The 17,862-nt window shown below is 44.7% G+C and carries 14 protein-coding genes; 11 read left to right on the top strand and 3 right to left on the bottom strand.

Going from position 1 to position 17,862, the window contains the following annotated elements; all coding sequences use genetic code 11:
- Positions 1 to 140 precede the first annotated feature (140 nt).
- Positions 141 to 308 (top strand): hypothetical protein, encoded by a 168-nt coding sequence (locus tag ACXAFM_RS15190; RefSeq protein WP_474831290.1) that lies wholly within the window; start codon positions 141 to 143, stop codon positions 306 to 308.
- A gap of 97 nt (positions 309 to 405) precedes the next feature.
- Here ACXAFM_RS15190 and ACXAFM_RS15185 read toward each other — a convergent pair whose 3' ends face one another.
- From ACXAFM_RS15185 to fadI, 3 genes are all read right to left on the bottom strand, one after another.
- Positions 406 to 603, bottom strand: coding sequence for a hypothetical protein (locus tag ACXAFM_RS15185; protein WP_474835073.1), 198 nt, complete (start codon positions 601 to 603; stop codon positions 406 to 408).
- 208 nt (positions 604 to 811) lie between these two features.
- The gene (gene fadJ, locus ACXAFM_RS15180; protein WP_474831291.1) at positions 812 to 2,953 is read right to left on the bottom strand and encodes a fatty acid oxidation complex subunit alpha FadJ; all 2,142 of its coding nucleotides are present in this window, start codon (positions 2,951 to 2,953) and stop codon (positions 812 to 814) included.
- A 19-nt stretch (positions 2,954 to 2,972) separates the two neighbouring features.
- On the bottom strand, positions 2,973 to 4,283 hold the full coding sequence (gene fadI, locus ACXAFM_RS15175) for an acetyl-CoA C-acyltransferase FadI (protein WP_474831292.1): 1,311 nt from the start codon (positions 4,281 to 4,283) through the stop codon (positions 2,973 to 2,975).
- 427 nt (positions 4,284 to 4,710) lie between these two features.
- Here fadI and ACXAFM_RS15170 point away from each other — a divergent pair, with 427 nt between their 5' ends.
- The 10 genes from ACXAFM_RS15170 (at position 4,711) to ACXAFM_RS15125 (ending at position 17,813) form a co-directional block, all read left to right on the top strand.
- The gene (locus tag ACXAFM_RS15170; protein ID WP_014948808.1) at positions 4,711 to 5,667 is read left to right on the top strand and encodes an AAA family ATPase; all 957 of its coding nucleotides are present in this window, start codon (positions 4,711 to 4,713) and stop codon (positions 5,665 to 5,667) included.
- A 3-nt stretch (positions 5,668 to 5,670) separates the two neighbouring features.
- Positions 5,671 to 6,645, top strand: coding sequence for a DUF58 domain-containing protein (locus ACXAFM_RS15165; RefSeq protein ID WP_474831293.1), 975 nt, complete (start codon positions 5,671 to 5,673; stop codon positions 6,643 to 6,645).
- Complete coding sequence (locus tag ACXAFM_RS15160; RefSeq protein WP_474831294.1) at positions 6,645 to 7,307, top strand: DUF4381 domain-containing protein; 663 nt, start codon at positions 6,645 to 6,647, stop codon at positions 7,305 to 7,307. The genes ACXAFM_RS15165 and ACXAFM_RS15160 overlap by 1 nt, the downstream gene beginning before the upstream one ends.
- The gene (locus ACXAFM_RS15155) at positions 7,300 to 8,376 is read left to right on the top strand and encodes a vWA domain-containing protein (RefSeq protein WP_474831295.1); all 1,077 of its coding nucleotides are present in this window, start codon (positions 7,300 to 7,302) and stop codon (positions 8,374 to 8,376) included. Before ACXAFM_RS15160 ends, ACXAFM_RS15155 begins: the two co-directional genes overlap by 8 nt.
- Positions 8,376 to 10,427 (top strand): vWA domain-containing protein, encoded by a 2,052-nt coding sequence (locus ACXAFM_RS15150; RefSeq protein ID WP_474831296.1) that lies wholly within the window; start codon positions 8,376 to 8,378, stop codon positions 10,425 to 10,427. Before ACXAFM_RS15155 ends, ACXAFM_RS15150 begins: the two co-directional genes overlap by 1 nt.
- The gene (locus ACXAFM_RS15145; RefSeq protein ID WP_474831297.1) at positions 10,428 to 12,227 is read left to right on the top strand and encodes a BatD family protein; all 1,800 of its coding nucleotides are present in this window, start codon (positions 10,428 to 10,430) and stop codon (positions 12,225 to 12,227) included.
- A gap of 204 nt (positions 12,228 to 12,431) precedes the next feature.
- Positions 12,432 to 14,285 (top strand): DUF885 domain-containing protein, encoded by a 1,854-nt coding sequence (locus ACXAFM_RS15140; RefSeq protein WP_474831298.1) that lies wholly within the window; start codon positions 12,432 to 12,434, stop codon positions 14,283 to 14,285.
- A gap of 116 nt (positions 14,286 to 14,401) precedes the next feature.
- Positions 14,402 to 14,959, top strand: a complete 558-nt coding sequence (locus ACXAFM_RS15135) for a sigma-70 family RNA polymerase sigma factor (RefSeq protein ID WP_118489846.1) — start codon at positions 14,402 to 14,404, stop codon at positions 14,957 to 14,959.
- Positions 14,952 to 15,656, top strand: coding sequence for a DUF3379 family protein (locus ACXAFM_RS15130; protein WP_474831299.1), 705 nt, complete (start codon positions 14,952 to 14,954; stop codon positions 15,654 to 15,656). Before ACXAFM_RS15135 ends, ACXAFM_RS15130 begins: the two co-directional genes overlap by 8 nt.
- 195 nt (positions 15,657 to 15,851) lie before the next feature.
- Complete coding sequence (locus ACXAFM_RS15125; protein WP_474835071.1) at positions 15,852 to 17,813, top strand: GGDEF domain-containing protein; 1,962 nt, start codon at positions 15,852 to 15,854, stop codon at positions 17,811 to 17,813.
- Positions 17,814 to 17,862 lie beyond the last annotated feature (49 nt).

Below are 17,862 nucleotides of genomic sequence, written 5' to 3'. Positions count from 1 at the left end.
CAAAAATCATATGGTATTGATTTTGTTGAATATAATAACCATTTCTCCATATTGGCACGTAACTAGCAAAGTCTAAGATGCCGATAACAAATATAAAAATCGGCTTTGTTTGTTCGTTCAAAAAATCAGAGGAAATTAACATGTTAAAAGAGTACGCAGTTGCACTAGTACTTTCTACCGCTACCCCAGTTGCTGCCGACAAGCAAGAAGGCGCTCAACAGGCTCCTGAGTCACAAAAAGAGACCACTTCTCAGCCAGAGTACATCAGACCTAAGACAGGTGGTAGTAATGGTGGCGTAGGCTTATAATTTGAAGCTAAAACGATTTTCAAAAAAAGAGAGTGGATACTCTCTTTTTTTATATCTGGAGATAATAGGATAGGTCTATTAAGCGTAATCGCTAACCCTACGCAGAAATATAAAGGTTATTGAACCCAACTGCATTTCGCCAATGTATATGGCGAGAGATAGAAAACATGGGTAGTAAGATTGGGCCTAACACAAAACCCGCTATCGCCCACTTTTTAGCGCTCATTCCCCATTTAAACGCTTCTACATAAAAGTACAGAGAAAAGATAACGCTTAGTACTACGAGTGAAACCATACTGCCCCCAGCTGTTTAACCTAATTATGCGAAGTTTCTTGTTTCCTTCAATTATCCAAGTTAACCCATTGATAATTGACGCCAACAATTTGACACGCTTATTTTTTAAGCACGCGAATTTTACCCAAAATAGAACAATAAACCAGCAAAAATAAACGTTAGACATAAAAAAACCGGGCAAAGCCCGGTTTCTTAACATTATATAAACTTAGCTATAAAACTTTTGATCGTTTTCTGCCATTTTCACTAACACATCGGCAGGTGCGAACTTATCACCCACCGCGGTAGCGTAATGATTTAAACGAGCAACTAGGTGCTTAATACCTAATGTATCCATATAGCGGAATGGGCCGCCTAAGAATGGAGGGAAACCAATACCGAAGATAGCGCCAATGTCGCCGTCGCGGGCATTACGGATAACGCCTTCGTCTAAACAGCGCGCTGCTTCATTAAGCATCATTAATACACAGCGTTCAGCAACTTCTTTTTCGCTTAGTTTGGCTGAAGGCGATAGCCCAAGTAATTCGTAGATTGATTCATCCACTTCTTTACCTGGTTTTTTGCCTTCATAAGAATAAAACCCTTTTTGGTTTTTCTTACCCTTTCTGCCGTCTGCAAGTACTTTATCGAAAGCACTTGGCGCAGTGAAGCGCTCGCCGAATGCCTCTACAAGAAATGGGATGATCTTGGTGCCAACGTCAATGCCCACTTCATCAAGTAGTTTCACAGGACCTACAGGGAAACCGAACTTAACTAATGATTTATCGATGTGCTCAATAGGCTCACCGTCAAGAATAAGGTTTGCCGCTTCATTCATGTAAGGTGCCAAAATACGGTTTACGTAGAAACCCGCACCGTCTTTAACAACAACCGGTGTTTTGCCTTGCTTTTTAGCAAATTCAACCGTAGATGAAATGACTTGGTCAGACGTTCTATCGTGAGCAATTACTTCGGCCAAAGGCATTTTGTCTACTGGAGAGAAGTAATGCAGACCAATCACGTTTTCAGGACGTGCCGCTTTCGCTGCAATTTGTGTAATTGGAATAGACGAAGTATTAGATGCGAAGATCGTGCTTTCTTTACAGTTCTCTTCAATATCCGCCACCATTTTTTGCTTAAGGTCTAGATCTTCGAAAACCGCTTCAACCACGATATCAGCATCTTGGTAGCCGCTGTAATCAAGCGTACCGGTAAGAAGCGCTAACTGCTTCTGCATTTCGCTGTTACGCATGAAACGCTTCTTCACCTTTTTGTTTAAGATGTCATAGCTATATTTCATTGCATTGGCTATGCCTTCAGCACGCACGTCTTTAATACGCACTGGTACACCGGCTTTGGTCGACGTTACATAGGCGATACCACCACCCATTAAGCCACCGCCAAGTACGCCAACTTTCTTCATCTTTTCAGGTTTAACACCTTCAACGCCATTTTCTTTCTTCATTTCTGTGGTAGCAAAGAAAATCTGACGTAATTGGAAAGATTCAGGCGTCATTACAAGCTTACCAAAAGCCTCAGCTTCGGCTTTAAGGCCGGCTTTCATTCCTTCGTTCATGCCCGTTTCAATTACATCAATAATGTAACCCGGCGCTGGATAATTACCTTTGGTTTTGGCAAACGTCGCTTCACGCGCTTTTTTAAACATCATGTTACGGCCTGGGCCTGTTTTTTCTAACACTTTGTCCATCGCGCTTTTTTGCGGTGCTTCACGTTCAGGCTTGCGTTTAAGGGCAAACTGCTCTGCCACTTTCAAAAGCACGCTATGCGGCACGACTTCATCTACAATGCCGTATTTTTTGGCTTGCTTGGCGCGTGCAGGTGAGCCAGTAAGCATCATTTTCATGGCTTGCTGAATACCAATTAGGCGAGGAAGACGCTGCGTACCGCCGCTGCCCGGTAATAAGCCAAGCTGCACTTCCGGTAGACCTACCTGAGTGCTAGGTGAATCGGTACATACACGGTAGTGACACGCTAATGCTAGCTCTAAACCACCGCCTAACGCTGGGCCGTGAATAGCCGCTACAAAGGTAGCCTTCATGTTCTCGATTCTATCGAAAATAGCTTGGCCGCCAGCCGCAATCGTTGTGGCGTCTTCAGCGGTTTTACACGCCGCTAGCATGGTGATATCGGCACCTGCTACGAATGAGCTTGGCTTGCCGCTTGTTAACACCACACCTTTGATGCTGCTGTCGCGTTCAATATCGTCGAGCATGGCAGATATCTCATCGCCAAACTCAGCTTTAAGCGTGTTCATGCTCTCGCCAGGTACGTCCATGCTAAGAATAGCAACGCCATTATCTTGCTTGGTTAACGTAAATGCGCCTGATGTTGGCTGAACTTCATTTGTCATTTCTTGTTCCTGACTCATATTATTCTGTCTCCACGATCATTGCGGCACCAAGACCACCCGCAGCACATGCGGTCAATAGGCCTGTACCACCTCCACGGCGATTTAGTTCGTTAAGCATTTGCGTAATCATACGAGTACCGGTTGCGGCAAACGGGTGACCATAAGCAATTGAACTACCCATCACGTTGAACTTGTCCATGTCAATTTCGCCGGTCGCTTTGTCGCGGCCGAGTTTCTCTTTGGCGAACTTGTCACTTGCAAACATTTTAACGTTTGCCAAGGTTTGCGCTGCGAACGCTTCGTGCATTTCAATTAGCGTTAAGTCGTTTAGGGTCATGCCTGCGCGGTCTAGCGCAATAGGTGTCGCGTACGACGGTCCCATTAACATGTCTTCCCAAACATCAATTGCCGAAAACGCGTAGCTCTTGATATAGCCCAACGGCGTGTAGCCTAGCTCTTTCGCTCGGCTTTCCGTCATCATAATTACTGCAGACGCACCATCTGTTAGCGGTGTTGCGTTCGCGGCCGTAACAGAGCCGTACTTTTTATCAAATACAGGGCGTAGTTTCGCGTAGCCTTCAAGCTTTGAATCGAAACGCACGTTGTTGTCGCGCTCAAGAGCGCCTTTGTACGGTTCTGCGTAAGCAGTCATTACTTCGCTAGACAGTTTACCTGCTTCCCAGCTCTCAGCGGCTAGGCTGTGCGAGCGATGTGCAAGCTTGTCTTGCTCTTCACGAGAAATTTGATGTGTTTTCGCCATTTGCTCTGCCGTTTGTCCCATCGACAGACCTGTTGAGTACTCTGCTACCGCAGGAGGAACAGGCGCTAGGTCTTTTAAGCTTAAACGCTTGAAGATGTTTAGCTTTTGGCCAAGGGTCTTGGTTTTCTGTAAATCAACCAGCGCACGCGCAAGATTCTTAGAAACCCCAATAGGTGATACCGACGTTGAATCAGCACCACCAGCAATGCCTACCTGGACCGTACCAGCCATCATGCTTTCAGCGATGTTAACCGTTGACTGGAAGCTTGTGGCACATGCACGAGATACGCTGTAAGCGTCGGTATGAATATTCATGCCCGTGCCAAGCACGATTTCGCGCGCAATGTTTGGCGCTTCAGGCATTTGTACTACTTGACCGTAGACAACCTGGTCAACCCATTCTTTTTGAACACCATGGCGAACGAGAAGTTCGTTTACGACCATTTTACCTAGATCAACAGCCGGAACACCGTGGAAATATGTAGCCATTTTCGCAAACGGAGTACGCAACCCCGCGACAATGGCGATGCGATCACCCTCTCGGGTAGTAACTGATTGTTTTGTTGCCATAATGCACCTAAATTAATGACCGACTTCCGTTTGAGCTTATTGCCCCAAAGTGGTCTGACCTGTAATAAACCCGATTTTTACAAACAATGAACAAAATAGCAAATAATGCAGGGTTAAGGGCAACATAAATGAAACTAAAGTTTACCCTGGTTATAAATTTTGACCGTTTTATGCTATCGAAATTTATAAAGCTTGCTTTGCATCCAACCACATATCGCATTTTTATTACTGTTTGACGACTTGAAGAAAGATAGAATGAACCTTATATGGAAATGAAAGTCTGTTTTGTGTCATTGTGACGGGCTAAAGCTATCTAATTAATATGTAATTTACTTTTTAGCTAAGCGATCACTTTATAAGAGATTTATAAATCTATCGTTCCGATGACACTTCCTGATAACGAGAACTCAAACGGAAATTTTGCATTATGGCAGCAGCGCAATTTCAACAGTTACACGCTTATTTAGACCAACAGATTATTGGTCAGCATGCGTTAACCAAAAGCCTTCTTATCGCTCTTTTGGCCGACGGCCACCTTCTGGTAGAAGGTCCTCCAGGGCTTGCAAAAACACGCGCAATCAATGCACTTGCTAATGGTATTGACGGAGACTTCCATCGCGTGCAATTTACCCCTGATCTTTTGCCTGCCGACTTAACTGGTACAGACATATACCGCCCAGAAACCGGTGAGTTTGTTTTTCAAAAAGGGCCGCTTTTTCATAACTTAGTGTTAGCCGACGAAATCAACCGTGCACCTGCAAAAGTGCAGTCGGCCCTGCTCGAAGCCATGGCCGAACGTCAAATTACGGTAGGCAGTAAAACCTACCCTCTTCCTCCGCTATTTTTAGTAATGGCAACGCAAAACCCGCTAGAACAGGAAGGAACTTATCCACTACCTGAAGCACAGCTAGACCGATTCTTAATGCACGTGGACATCGATTATCCTGGCGCCGAGACAGAATTAGAGATATTGCGTTTAACGCGAGGTGAAGCCCTCTCAGAACCGCCTGTTACGCCACCAACGCTAACTCAAGACGATATTTTTACGTCGCGTAAAGAAGCCTTGTCTTTGTATATGGCGCCTGAGTTAGAACAGTATTTAGTTCAATTGATTATGGCCACACGTCAGCCTGCAAATTTTGACGCGGAATTAGGCCAGTGGATAGCGATGGGAACAAGCCCTCGAGCAACCATCAGTCTAGATCGCTGTGCACGCGCTCACGCATGGCTTAGCGGCAGAGACTTTGTTGGTCCTGATGATATTCAAGCTGTGGTTCACAACGTGCTTCGCCACCGTATTATTCTGTCATATCAAGCCGAGGCTGAAGGCGTAACGATTAACGACGTACTTGATAAGATTGTTGCAACTGTCGCAGTCCCTTAAGCTATGGTGAATGTACAAGCGCAGCTAGACAAGCTGCAAAGTAACGGGGTGTCTCTGTCTACCGCGGAGCTACTTCGCTATCAACAGTTGGCTAAGCTGTTTAGCTTAGCGCCTAAACGTATGCCACAAGCTAAACTTGCTGGGAGTTATCTCACCAAGCACAAAGGCCGAGGCATGGAGTTTGATGAGGCCCGGCATTATCAGCCCGGTGATGATATTCGCGCTATCGATTGGCGCGTTACTGCGCGCACGGGTAAAACTCACACTAAAGTGTATCGGGAAGAGCGAGAGCGCCCGGTTTTTCTATTCTGTGACTACCTACCTTCAATGGCATTTGGCACGCAGCTGCTTACTAAAGCGGTGCAAGCCGCGCATGTATCTTCATTAATAAGCTGGTCTGCTGCCGCTCGTGGCGATAAAGTTGGTGCACTGGTATTTAATCAGCAACAGCACAAAGAAATTAAACCACTAACTCGCAAAAAAGCCGTGTTGCACGTGTGCCATGAACTTATGGCATTGCACGAACAGAGCGCGCAATCTAAGCCGGACAAAGTCAAAGACGAACAAGCGTTTGCTGATGCGTGCGCTAGGGCAAGACGATTAGCAAGACCTGGGAGCTTGGTTTATCTGGTATCAGACTTTCAGCATTTAAGTAGCCAAGCTATTCAACACTTGAGTCACTTAACACGACACTGTGAAGTGAGAGCCATCGTAATTAACGATCCAATAGAACACGCTTTGCCACATACCAGTTCATTACAAACCGTCAGCGTTTCTGATGGTCGAAGCCGACAGCGTTGGGTGTTAGGCGACAATACCGAGCAACAGCACTATCAAAAATGGCGCAACGAACACAACAGCGCGATTTATAGCACCTTGCGCAAAAACAATATCGCTCGATTCAGTGTTTCAGCGGGTCTTCCCCTAGACGAACAGCTTCAAAGTATGCAACAAGAACAAAGGTTGGAGCTTAATTAATGCAAAGCAGTATTTTTTCAACCCATTTTTTATCAAACTTTTTATCTAGTTACACAAGATCAGCTGCTCAATCGATGCCGCCGGCAAATCAAATACCAGTGCCCCCTCAGCAGCAAGACCCACTAGCTCAACTGCGCGATATACATGTACCTACAGAGGTCAACATTTGGCCATTAGATTGGGGGTGGTGGGTCGCTATCGCAGTACTTTTACTTGCCCTATTTTGCTTATATAAAGCTATCACTGCTCACATACGTCACAACAAGGCGCGCAAGCAAGCTTTAGCCTTACTTGAATCGATTTCGGCACAACAAAACAATTGGCCCGTGACGTTAAACTCAATTCTAAAACGAACGGCGATGAGTTATTACCCAACTCAGCAAGTAGCTGGGTTATACGGTAAACAGTGGCAAGCGTTCTTAACCTCTGCATTGAAAGTTAGTGATAGCAAACTTGAAAGTGATTTAGGTTTGTTAGTAAGCAATGTTTATCAAGCCCCCCCCAACCCTAGTGATTTTGAAACCTGCAAGGGGGCAGTAAAACACTGGCTTTCAAAAGCCAAACTGCCAAAAAACAAGGGGGCTTACGGCGGTGTGAATGATGGCGGTCTAAACGATGGCAGCCCTCATGATAAACAAGCCAAGGAGCCGCATCATGCTTAATTTTGCTTGGTGGTGGGTCTTTTTTGTACTCCCTTTACCTATTATCGTTCGCCTGCTTTCTAAGAAGGCACAAGACATACCCATGGCTGCACTGCGGGTTCCTAATTTGCGACCTGGTGATGTGTCAGAGCAAACCCAATTGAAACAAACCAAAATTCCGCTAGTGGTAAGTAGCTTGATATGGCTGCTGCTAGTAATGGCTGCCGCGCGCCCTCAATGGTTAGGAGAGCCTGTCAGCATCCCGAACGAAGGTCGAGAAATGATGTTAGCGGTGGATTTGTCTGGCAGTATGAAGATAGATGACATGCAGCTAAATGGCCGACAAGTTAACCGTTTAACCATGACTAAGTCGGTGGTTTATGACTTTATTCAGCGTCGCGTTGGCGACAGAATTGGCCTTATCTTATTTGCCGATACAGCGTACGTTCAAGCGCCGCTTACGTATGACAGAGACACCGTTTCTACACTTCTGAGTGAAGCTGTCATTGGGTTGGTTGGCGAACAGACGGCCATTGGCGATGCGATAGGTTTAGCGGTGAAGCGCTTTGACGAACGGGAAGAGTCTAATAACGTATTAATTCTTCTTACCGATGGGCAAAATACTGCAGGGAATATTACACCCGAGCAGGCGAAAGAGTTGGCAATTAGTAAGGGTGTGAAGGTTTACACTATTGGTGTGGGCGCAGATAAAATGCTGATCCAAAGCTTTTTTGGTAGTCGACAAATAAACCCGTCGCAAGAACTTGATGAAGGCATGTTGACAGACATTGCGACTAGCACTGGCGGCCAATATTTTAGGGCTCGAAATGCCCAGGAACTTCAGGCTATTTATCAACAACTTGACGCGCTTGAGCCTATTGAAGGTGAAACGCGCAAGATGCGTCCATTGAGCGCACTGTTTTACTACCCCCTTGGTGCGGCGATATTACTGTCAGCACTATGGGCATTCTTGACGGTGCTTTTATCAACATTTCGTTGGTTCGCACAAAGACGAATTAACTCGTCCCAGCAACACCCGAATTCAGTTGATTCAATACGAGCAGCACAAACAAATAGGGAGACGAAGTAATGGAATTCGACTTCTTAAACCAATTTCATTTTTTACGCCCCGAATGGTTTATCGCGCTCGCTCCCTTGATGCTGCTTGTGTTTTTAATTAGAAAAAACACGGCTAAGCAATCTGGCTGGCAATCTGTGATCCCTTCTCATCTATATCAATACATGGTGATTGGAAAAAACGAAATGGGCGCAAAACCCCCAATGTGGATGCTTGCTTTTGTGTGGATTATAAGTGTGATAGCACTTGCTGGCCCAACCTGGGAGCGCCTGCCGCAGCCGGTTTACCAGTTGAAAATGGGACACGTTATAGTCATAGATATGTCGCTTTCAATGCGTGCTACCGATATGACGCCAGACAGGCTAACTCGCGCTAAATATAAAGCGATAGACCTAGTCAACGCTATTGGTGAAGGTGAAATGGGCTTGGTTGCTTACGCTGGCGATGCGTTTGTCATTAGCCCTTTAACCGAAGACGCAGGAAATATCACAACCCTAATCCCTAGCCTGTCACCGGAAATTATGCCCGTGCCAGGCAGCGATCCTCTCCTAGGTATAGAGAGTGCGTCAGAGCTTCTCACGAATGCCGGATATAACTCAGGCATGATCTACTGGATTACTGATGGTATAGAGTTAGAACAACAACAAGAACTTCAAGAATATGTAGCCTCTATTCCTTTTACGGTAAATGCACTTACCGTTGGAACGTCTGAAGGCGCGCCTATTCGTCAGCAAAGTGGCGAGCTCTTAAAAGACTTCACCGGCAGCATCGTTATACCCAAGCTAAATGAAAGCGCGGTGGAAGGTGTAGTGAAAACAAGTGGTGGTCGCTTTGAATCCTTTACTTCTAACGACAGTGACATTGATGCTCTCGCTGCGGTATCGCTGCTAGATAAAGGCGACAGCGAAGAGAACGAAGAAGAGAGTAATTTACAAGGAGACCAGTGGAAAGAAGTTGGCCCTTACTTGCTGCTTATACTTCTTCCATTTGCCGCCTTTGCATTCAAGCGCGGCTTAGTATTCATTGTATTAGTTGGCCTACTAAGCCCTTCAATAGTAAAAGACGCCCATGCAGCGCAAAGTATTAGCTCACCTCAAGGCGTTCAATCTATTCCAAGCACGAAAATAGCGAAAGAGTCTGCGCCACCAACGGAAAATATACCTGAACCGCTTGCATGGTGGCAAAAACCATTTATGAATGATGATCAGGAAGCTTTGAATAAATATCAAAGAGGTAAATACAAAGACGCCGTTAGCCAGTTCAATAGCGAAGCGTGGAAAGCATCATCCCTTTTTAAATCAGGTGACTATGAAGGTGCTTTAAATGCTTATAAATATATTCCGGGCGCTGAAAGCCTTTACAATCAGGGCAATGCATTGGCCAAACTCGGAAAGCTTGAAGAAGCGATCGAGAAATACGAGCAGGCTTTAAACGAATCACCTGATTTTGAAGATGCGAAAACCAATAAAAAGGTTGTTGAGGATTTACTGAAACAGCAGCAACAACAAGACCAGGGCCAAAACCAGGGCGAAAATGGTAACGATGGCGAACAAAGTGACTCGCAAGATAGTGACCAGCAGCAATCAGGAGAGCAGAACAATCAGGAGGGTTCGAATGATCAGAATGGCCAGCAAAACAATACTGAAGGACAACAGTCTGACCAAAACCAAGAGCAGCGCTCTGATGACGAACAACAAAATGGCGGAGATAACTCGGCGCAGCCTGATGATACTGAGATGAATAATCAAAACGAGTCATCAGACTCTCAGCAGCAAAATGCGGAACAAGAACAGTCTGAGCAAGGTAATAAAGCACAGCAAGAAAACACTCAGCAAGCTAGTGCGCAAGCGCGAGAAAACGAACAAGAAGCACAGCGGGAAGCGCAGGCAATGCAAGGTCAAGAAGCCGAGCTTACCGATGCAGAAAAAGAAGAACTACAGCGAATGGAAGGTTTAATGCGTCGCGTGCCAGACGACCCAGCATTCTTACTAAAACGAAAAATGCAATTAGAAGCACAAAAACGTCAGCGTCAACGTATGCCTTCAAACCGGAGTGATTGGTAGATGAGAGCCTTATTACAATCTACAGGAATAATTTTTTTACTAACCCTACTTATTAGCGCGGCTGCTCATGCCGATGTAAATTCAGTTGAAGCAACCATTGACCGCAATCCGGTTATGCTAGATGAAGCTATTCGTTTAACCATTACGGCAGATGGAAGCGCCGACAGAGATGCATTTGACAGTTCTCCCCTATTGAAAGATTTTGTAGTGGGCAGGACATCGGTAAGTAGCCAAACGTCTATCGTCAATTTTGACACCAAACGCACTACAGTTTGGACCACCACGTTATTCCCTCGTAAAGAAGGTACGTTCACAATTCCTTCATTAGCTATTGAAGGGAAATCAACAAAGCCTATTCAAGTTGAAGTTATTCCTGTTCAAGAACAAAGCAATGTGGCCCGCGACTATTTTGTTACTACAGATATCGACGTGAACGAGGCCTATTTAAACCAACAACTGCTGTACACTGTTAAGCTTTTTCTCTCTAGCAATATTGAGCGGGGCAGCTTGCAAGCACCAGAAATGCAAAATGCGGAAATTACTCAGCTAGGTGAAGATAAACAGTATACCGATATAGTAAACGGCAGACGGTATCAGATTATTGAGCGTCAATTTGCTGTTGTCCCTCAAGCTTCAGGAGAGTTCACACTAAGGGGCCCCATCTTTACCGGTGAAGTTATGGCGGCTAATACTAACCAGCGTTTTGGCTTCTTTAATCGTACCCAGCAAATTAATCGTGTTGGTCCTGACATTACGGTAAACATTAAGCCTATCCCTCAAGGAATTGACTATCCTTGGCTGCCTTCTGAAATGGTTCGCGTTGACGAAGAGTGGCCGCAAGGGGATAACTTTGTCGCGGGCGAACCGGTAACACGCATAGTTACGCTAACCGCATTGGGCGTAGTAGAAGAACAGCTTCCTGATATTCCTGAGTTTTATCCGCCGAACTTTAAGTTATATCCTGATCAATCAAATACAACGACTGTTGAAAAAGACCAGAGCTTGATTTCACAGCGCCAAACGTCTTTGGCAATTATTCCAACACAGCCAGGCGACTTTGTTTTACCTGAAATTACTATTCCTTGGTTTAATACGCTTACTCAAAAGACTGAGTATGCCACAATTCCTGCTCGCTCAATTACGGTAGTACCGGCGACTGGCAGCAACAACCAGAAAAACGCCAGTGCCACATCGACAAGTACTGCGGCGGTAAACGACGCACAAAGTGATTTACCGTCAGCAACAATTAAGCCCGACGTCGATTCGGGTAAGGAAAGCAAACCGTCTAATAGCAATGCCGATAACGCTAGTACTAGTGAAAAAACGCAGTTTGATTGGATTGTGAGCAGTGTACTACTTGCACTTTTGCTGGTCGCGCTTACCGGGTGGCTATTTACCTATAGAAAACTTAAACAAGCTCAGTTCATCGGAAATGCTCATGGCCCTAAACAGCGCCTAATTCCTACAGCGGAATTTGATGAGAAAGCCCAATATCAAAAACTGATGGCAGTGATAAAAGCAAAAGATACCAGCTCAGTTACACTTGCTCTTAAGCAATGGATAAACGCACTAACTGCCGGGAAAGCGCAACTTTCACAGTTTGAAGGAGTTAACACCGCTGTGAATGAGCTTTACGCACTGCGCTTCTCGGCTAGTCAAACTGATAAACGTGCTCAATCGGAACAAGTATCTAAGACGTTAGAAAAACTTACCGAGGAAATAAAGCGCGCTCGCAGCGAATGGAAACAAACAGGTGCAAAGAATAGCCACACGCTATCTAACTTGTATCCTGCTTCATAAAACGCATTTCATTTGCTAATACATGGAAACCTGCGTAATTAAAGCCCTTGCATAGAGCTGAACGACAGCCGCAAGGGTCTTGAAAGCATTATCTGTAGTTAATATTCAGCACAAGTCTCGGTCTTTAATGCCCTTTGAGAGGCTCAAAAATCCGAACCGCTTGTAGCCTATAAAAATAATTAATTAAACGCGACGGGGAATAGAATGAAGAAAACACTACTAAAGCTAACGCCAATTGCGTTGGCAGTTACCACATTAACGGCTTGCTCGCCCGCAAGTGAAACCGCGCAAACAGCGCCAGAACCGATTAAAACCGAACAGCCTGCTGGACAGTCTGAGTCTGAACGCCTTAATGCGTTTTTTGAGCGTACTTTCGAAGAAGATCTTAAGCGCTCTCCCCTATTCCAGAGTTACCTCGGTAAAAAGTGGGATTACGACAAGTGGGACGACATCAGTGATGAGGAAGCCGATGCCCGTGTTGCTATCGCCAAAAACCGTTTAGAGAAGCTTAATAGTTTCGACACCAGCAAGTTAAGCGAGCAAGAAAAGTTAAGCTTGCGCCTGTATAAGCTTGGCATTGAACGTGACTTGGCTAACGACGAATTTAGACACCACCGCTACATTGTGCATCAGTTCCGCGCTGCGCATACACAGGTACCTAGCTTTCTTATTAATATTCACAGCGTGAAAAGCAAAGAAGATGCCCAGGCATATATTGGTCGTTTAGACAATGTACGCACCTACTTTGACCAAGTCATCGAACAGATGAAAGTTCGTGAAAAAGCCGGCGTATTCCCACCGGCATGGGCTTATGACCAAATGATTGATGCGTCGAAAAACGTGATTACCGGCGCACCATTTGATTCAAGCGAAACACCGTCGACGATCTGGGAAGACTTTCAAAACAAGGTAAACAACCTTGATATTACCGAAGCTGAAAAAACCACGCTGCTAGGTGAAGCAAAGGCCGCTTTGGTGACATCGGTCATGCCATCGTACGAAAAGTTTATTGAGGAACTCGCCCACCAGCGTGAAGTAACCCCTGAAGGCGATGGTGTATGGCGCTTACCTAACGGCGACAAGTGGTATCAAAATCGCCTTAACTGGTTTACTACTACGGACCTTACCGCTGAAGAAGTCCATCAAATTGGCCTAGACAATGTAGAGCGCATACACAACGCCATGCGCGACATTATGAAACAGGTGAAATTTGAGGGTACGCTACAAGAGTTTTTTGTTTTCATGCGTGAAGACGAACAATTCTATTTACCTTCAACAGATGAAGGCAGACAGCAATACCTTGATATGGCGAAAACCGCCATAGATGACATGCGAGAAGCTATCCCTGAATATTTTGGAATTCTTCCAGAAGCGCCAATGATCGTTAAACGCGTCGAAGCATTCCGAGAACAGTCTGCAGGCAAAGCGTTCTATCAAAGTCCAGCGCAAGACGGCAGCCGCCCAGGTATTTACTATGCAAACCTTTATGATATGAAAGCGATGCCGACGTATCAGCTAGAGGCGCTGGCATATCACGAAGGCATTCCAGGTCACCACATGCAGCGTGCCATTGCGCAAGAGCTTGATGGTGTACCACAATTCCAAAAGTTCTTGAGCTTTACTGCGTACACAGAAGGCTGGGGTCTATATACCGAAGAACTTGCCAAAGACATGGGCTTTTATGAAGACCCTTATTCTGATTTCGGCCGTCTAGCCATGGAACTATGGCGCGCATGTCGTCTTGTTGTGGATACGGGTATTCATGCGAAGAAGTGGACCCGTGAAGAGGCTGTAGATTACCTCATTGAAAATACGCCAAACCCTGAGTATGACGCGCAAAAAGCCATTGAGCGCTACATAGCTATGCCAGGTCAGGCTACCGCCTATATGATTGGCAAACTAAAAATCATGGAGCTTAGAGCGCATGCTCAAGCTGAACTTGGTGACAAGTTTGACTGGAAAGGCTTCCATGACGAGGTGCTAAAATACGGTCCAGTACCACTTTCTATACTAGAAGAAAACATCAACGCTTGGATAGCCACTCAAAAAGGTGCTTAGCATTCCTTAATAGGTGCTCTGATCACTGGAATTAAAATAAAAACGCGCCTTTCGGCTAACGAAATGGCGCGTTTTTTGTGCCATAGTGAAAATTCTTTAAGTTTTTGGATTTTTTTATGTTTGGGCGAAATAAATCCGACAGTGGTCAGGTCTTATCGGGTATGAAAGCAAAACACCAAAGATATGAAGCACTGGTAAAGGCATTCCACGCCGACATTTACCGCTATGCATTCTGGCTTATTAAAGACCAGAGCATTGCTGAAGATGTTGTACAGGAAACGTTTCTACGTGCGTGGCGATCGTTAGACGCCCTAAATGATGAAAAGGCGGCAAAGTCATGGTTAATAACCATTCTTCGTCGTGAGAATGCCCGCAGGTTCGAGCGCAAGCAATTCGACACGGTAGATATTGACGATTGTCATATACAAGATGACACCCAACATGCAGACGGCGACCTGAAAGACAGAGAGCTTCAGCGACTGTTAGGTGGGCTTAGTGTGGAATACCGCGAACCGTTAATCCTTCAATTGATTTTCGGGTTCAGTGGTGAAGAGATTGCCAACCAGTTAGGGCTTAATAAAAACACAGTAATGACGCGTTTATTTAGAGCGAGAAACCAGCTGAAAGAGGCATTAGAGAAACAAAATGAACAGAGAGGTCGTATAAATGGATGAGTTAGAATTTAGGCGTCGAATCTACGCCGATCCAGAAACGACTGACAGTGATGTTGTAGAAGCAGCGAAAGCGGATGAAAGCAAACGCAATTTCTGGAATGAACAAAAGCAGTTAGATAAGCAATTAAAGCAAGCTTTAAAAGTCGATGTGCCAGAAGACCTTGCTAGCAAGCTCATTTGGCAACAGTCGACTGACGAGTTCAATCGCTACAAACGCAGAAGTCGTTGGTATTTGGCGATGGCCGCATCTGTTGCTTTCACTATAGGTATCGGACTTACCATGTGGTACCACCAACCGCTTAGTATTGGTGGTCAAGCGCTAGCGCATATGCAGTATGCCGAAATGGAAACTGCGCATTCGCTACTTCCAGCTGATTTGAATATGGTAAATGCAAAACTAGCCAGCTTTGGCGGTAGCTTTAGTGAGATGCTTGATGGTGTTGAAGTGGTGAACTATTGTCACTTAAGTACAGTGAGAAGCCTGCACCTTATCCTTGATACGCCACAAGGGAAAATGTCGGTATTTGTTGTGCCTGAACGCGGTGACATCACCGTACCTAGCGAATTTTCTGACGACCAATACCACGGCGAAAGCATCAAAATGAGACACGCCAATGTCATGATTGTGGGCGACAAAGACGCTGACTTAAGTGAAATGAAAAAAGCAGTCTCTGAAAGGATTCAATTTTCGGCCTAGAAAAAAGCTTGCTCATTGTTCCAAAAAAGTGCTGAATTTATGCACTTCCCTTCATCGGCCCACTGTGGCCGATTTTTTTTACCTAAATTTAAGGTGAAAATACGTTCAATAAAACTTATACTTTAGGATTAAAACAACCGTTTTAATTTTCAGCAAACATTTCAGCTTATCCGCAGTATAGAGGTAGCAAATTCAATGGCCGCTTGGTGTCGTTTTACAAGGGGGAAGTTTTGTCTACTTTTCATCATTTTCTTCAGTCACTCGCTTCATGCACAGTTAGACAACAATTCTGAAAAGTTAAGGCTTAAAAAGCTAGATGCTTATAGTCGGTTAGCAGCAGTAACTATCTATAACTGGAATTATCAATCTGATATTGATAATGACCAGATAGAAGCCAAAATCGAAGACTTACAAATTCAATCTGATGATAGTAGTGAAGGCATCATCTTTAGACATTTATTGGCTACGGGGACAGCTAACGAAACGGAAGGCCCTCGAGTTCCAATATACGTTAAGTCACCTTTGCTTGAGAACCATTGGAACGAGCTAAAGTCGCTCAATACAGATTTGTACGCTGCCGCAAGGGCGTATTATATCTATGCCAGAGCAGTTAACGACTTTGACCGTTCGTCACTGCGAATCAATGTTACAGTGCCTTCGCTTAAACGCTTAAAGCGTGAAGTTTTGGAAACAGGTAGCAAATCAGCAACCGCAATAGCTAGTGTGTGGCTGTCAATGGAACTTACGCTAGCTAACCCCATTCAGGCAATCAATGAATTAGAGTACGCACTCCCCCATCTACCCGCCCGCTCGTCTACGCTTACTTTGGAAAATGCATTAGATAGCGATACTGCCCATGAATGGCTTCGCATCGCTTTTACTGAGTTATCCGTACCAAGTCGAGCTTATTTTCACTCTATGAAGATAGTAAAAGAGAGCACTCAACGTGACGATATTGTAGCGTGGGCATATTATACAGCGATTGATGCCTTGCTACTTCAAGCTAAATACGAGGAAGCTTTATTCATCTCGGAAAAAGCTATTGAGTTTGTAGAAAACAGAAATTCAAAAGCCGACATGTTTGCAATTCTGTATCAAAAATTAAGAGTACTCATTATGGGATTTCGGGTAACTCATGATAGTCAAATACGCTCTATTGTAAGTGAGATAGATGCTATAAGCGCCCTTCGGTTTGAAACTGATTTAAAAGAACTTGTTTCCCTTTATCAGTCTTATAAAGCCATTGTTGAAAATAACGAAAAGCAACTCGCTTTGGCAGTTAAGAATTACGAAAATTCGGTACTTGAAAACGTATCTTCAACCGAATTTAAGAGCAGGTTTCTTTTACGTAAAGAACTCGAACTTACAAGAATCTATGATACTGCAGGCAATTACGAAAAAGCCTACGAGCATTCAAAAGCGTACAACCAACTTCTCTTCGAAAAGAACACTGAGCAATTTCAGTTTTCTTCGTCTAATTTTTCAAACAGTATCGCTAAGGACATCGAGCTAGCTCATTATCGCCAAAAAGAAATTAACGCCCTGCGAGACGAAAAGGAAGGGCTATCCACCGATAAAGAGGCAATGAAAACCACCATTTTTGCGCTTATTGTCACTATTCTTCTCATACTCGCTTTGTGGCTTTGGATTTCTAAACGGCAAAGTGATTTACTCGCAGAGCGAGACTCACTCACCGGTGCCCTCACCCGTCGCGCGATGTTGAATAGCCTTAAGAAGTCACTTAAAGGCGACAATACATCATGCATAGCCCTGCTTGATGTTGATAACTTTAAAAAAATTAACGATAGATATGGTCACACAGTAGGCGACGAAGTGTTAACTACGCTCACCCGAATCATCCAAAATAGAATTAGAAAATCAGATAAGCTTTGCCGATATGGTGGAGAAGAATTTTTGATCTACTTTTCTGACTCCGATGAACAATCGGCCAAGCGCATACTCGATGAGTTAAATGTGGCGCTTTCTCACCAAAAACACTGGGCTCATACCAATAAGAACTTTTCAGTTAGCTTTTCTTCGGGGCTGCTGAATGTCCGAGGAGAAACCAATTTGGATACTATGATTAAAGCCTGTGATGAGCTTCTCTACAAAGCAAAAAGATCCGGGCGCGCGCGAGTAGAATCTTTCGCGTATTAAAAAATTTGCCAAACTTTATTTACCTGTAGTCGTATATAAAACAAGCAAG

This window comes from Alteromonas sp. ABD4_190 (assembly GCF_056160105.1).
The sequence above is the reverse complement of the archived record's forward strand: the minus strand, read 5'-3'. Positions and strand labels throughout refer to the sequence as shown.

Bases quoted from the DNA above. Each gene is read 5' to 3' on its own strand.
- ACXAFM_RS15190 (WP_474831290.1), top strand. From the start codon at position 141: ATGTTAAAAGAGTACGCAGTTGCACTAGTACTTTCTACCGCTACCCCA.
- ACXAFM_RS15185 (WP_474835073.1), bottom strand. From the start codon at position 603: ATGGTTTCACTCGTAGTACTAAGCGTTATCTTTTCTCTGTACTTTTAT.
- fadJ (WP_474831291.1), bottom strand. From the start codon at position 2,953: ATGACAAATGAAGTTCAGCCAACATCAGGCGCATTTACGTTAACCAAG.
- fadI (WP_474831292.1), bottom strand. From the start codon at position 4,283: ATGGCAACAAAACAATCAGTTACTACCCGAGAGGGTGATCGCATCGCC.
- ACXAFM_RS15170 (WP_014948808.1), top strand. From the start codon at position 4,711: ATGGCAGCAGCGCAATTTCAACAGTTACACGCTTATTTAGACCAACAG.
- ACXAFM_RS15165 (WP_474831293.1), top strand. From the start codon at position 5,671: ATGGTGAATGTACAAGCGCAGCTAGACAAGCTGCAAAGTAACGGGGTG.
- ACXAFM_RS15160 (WP_474831294.1), top strand. From the start codon at position 6,645: ATGCAAAGCAGTATTTTTTCAACCCATTTTTTATCAAACTTTTTATCT.
- ACXAFM_RS15155 (WP_474831295.1), top strand. From the start codon at position 7,300: ATGCTTAATTTTGCTTGGTGGTGGGTCTTTTTTGTACTCCCTTTACCT.
- ACXAFM_RS15150 (WP_474831296.1), top strand. From the start codon at position 8,376: ATGGAATTCGACTTCTTAAACCAATTTCATTTTTTACGCCCCGAATGG.
- ACXAFM_RS15145 (WP_474831297.1), top strand. From the start codon at position 10,428: ATGAGAGCCTTATTACAATCTACAGGAATAATTTTTTTACTAACCCTA.
- ACXAFM_RS15140 (WP_474831298.1), top strand. From the start codon at position 12,432: ATGAAGAAAACACTACTAAAGCTAACGCCAATTGCGTTGGCAGTTACC.
- ACXAFM_RS15135 (WP_118489846.1), top strand. From the start codon at position 14,402: ATGTTTGGGCGAAATAAATCCGACAGTGGTCAGGTCTTATCGGGTATG.
- ACXAFM_RS15130 (WP_474831299.1), top strand. From the start codon at position 14,952: ATGGATGAGTTAGAATTTAGGCGTCGAATCTACGCCGATCCAGAAACG.
- ACXAFM_RS15125 (WP_474835071.1), top strand. From the start codon at position 15,852: ATGGCCGCTTGGTGTCGTTTTACAAGGGGGAAGTTTTGTCTACTTTTC.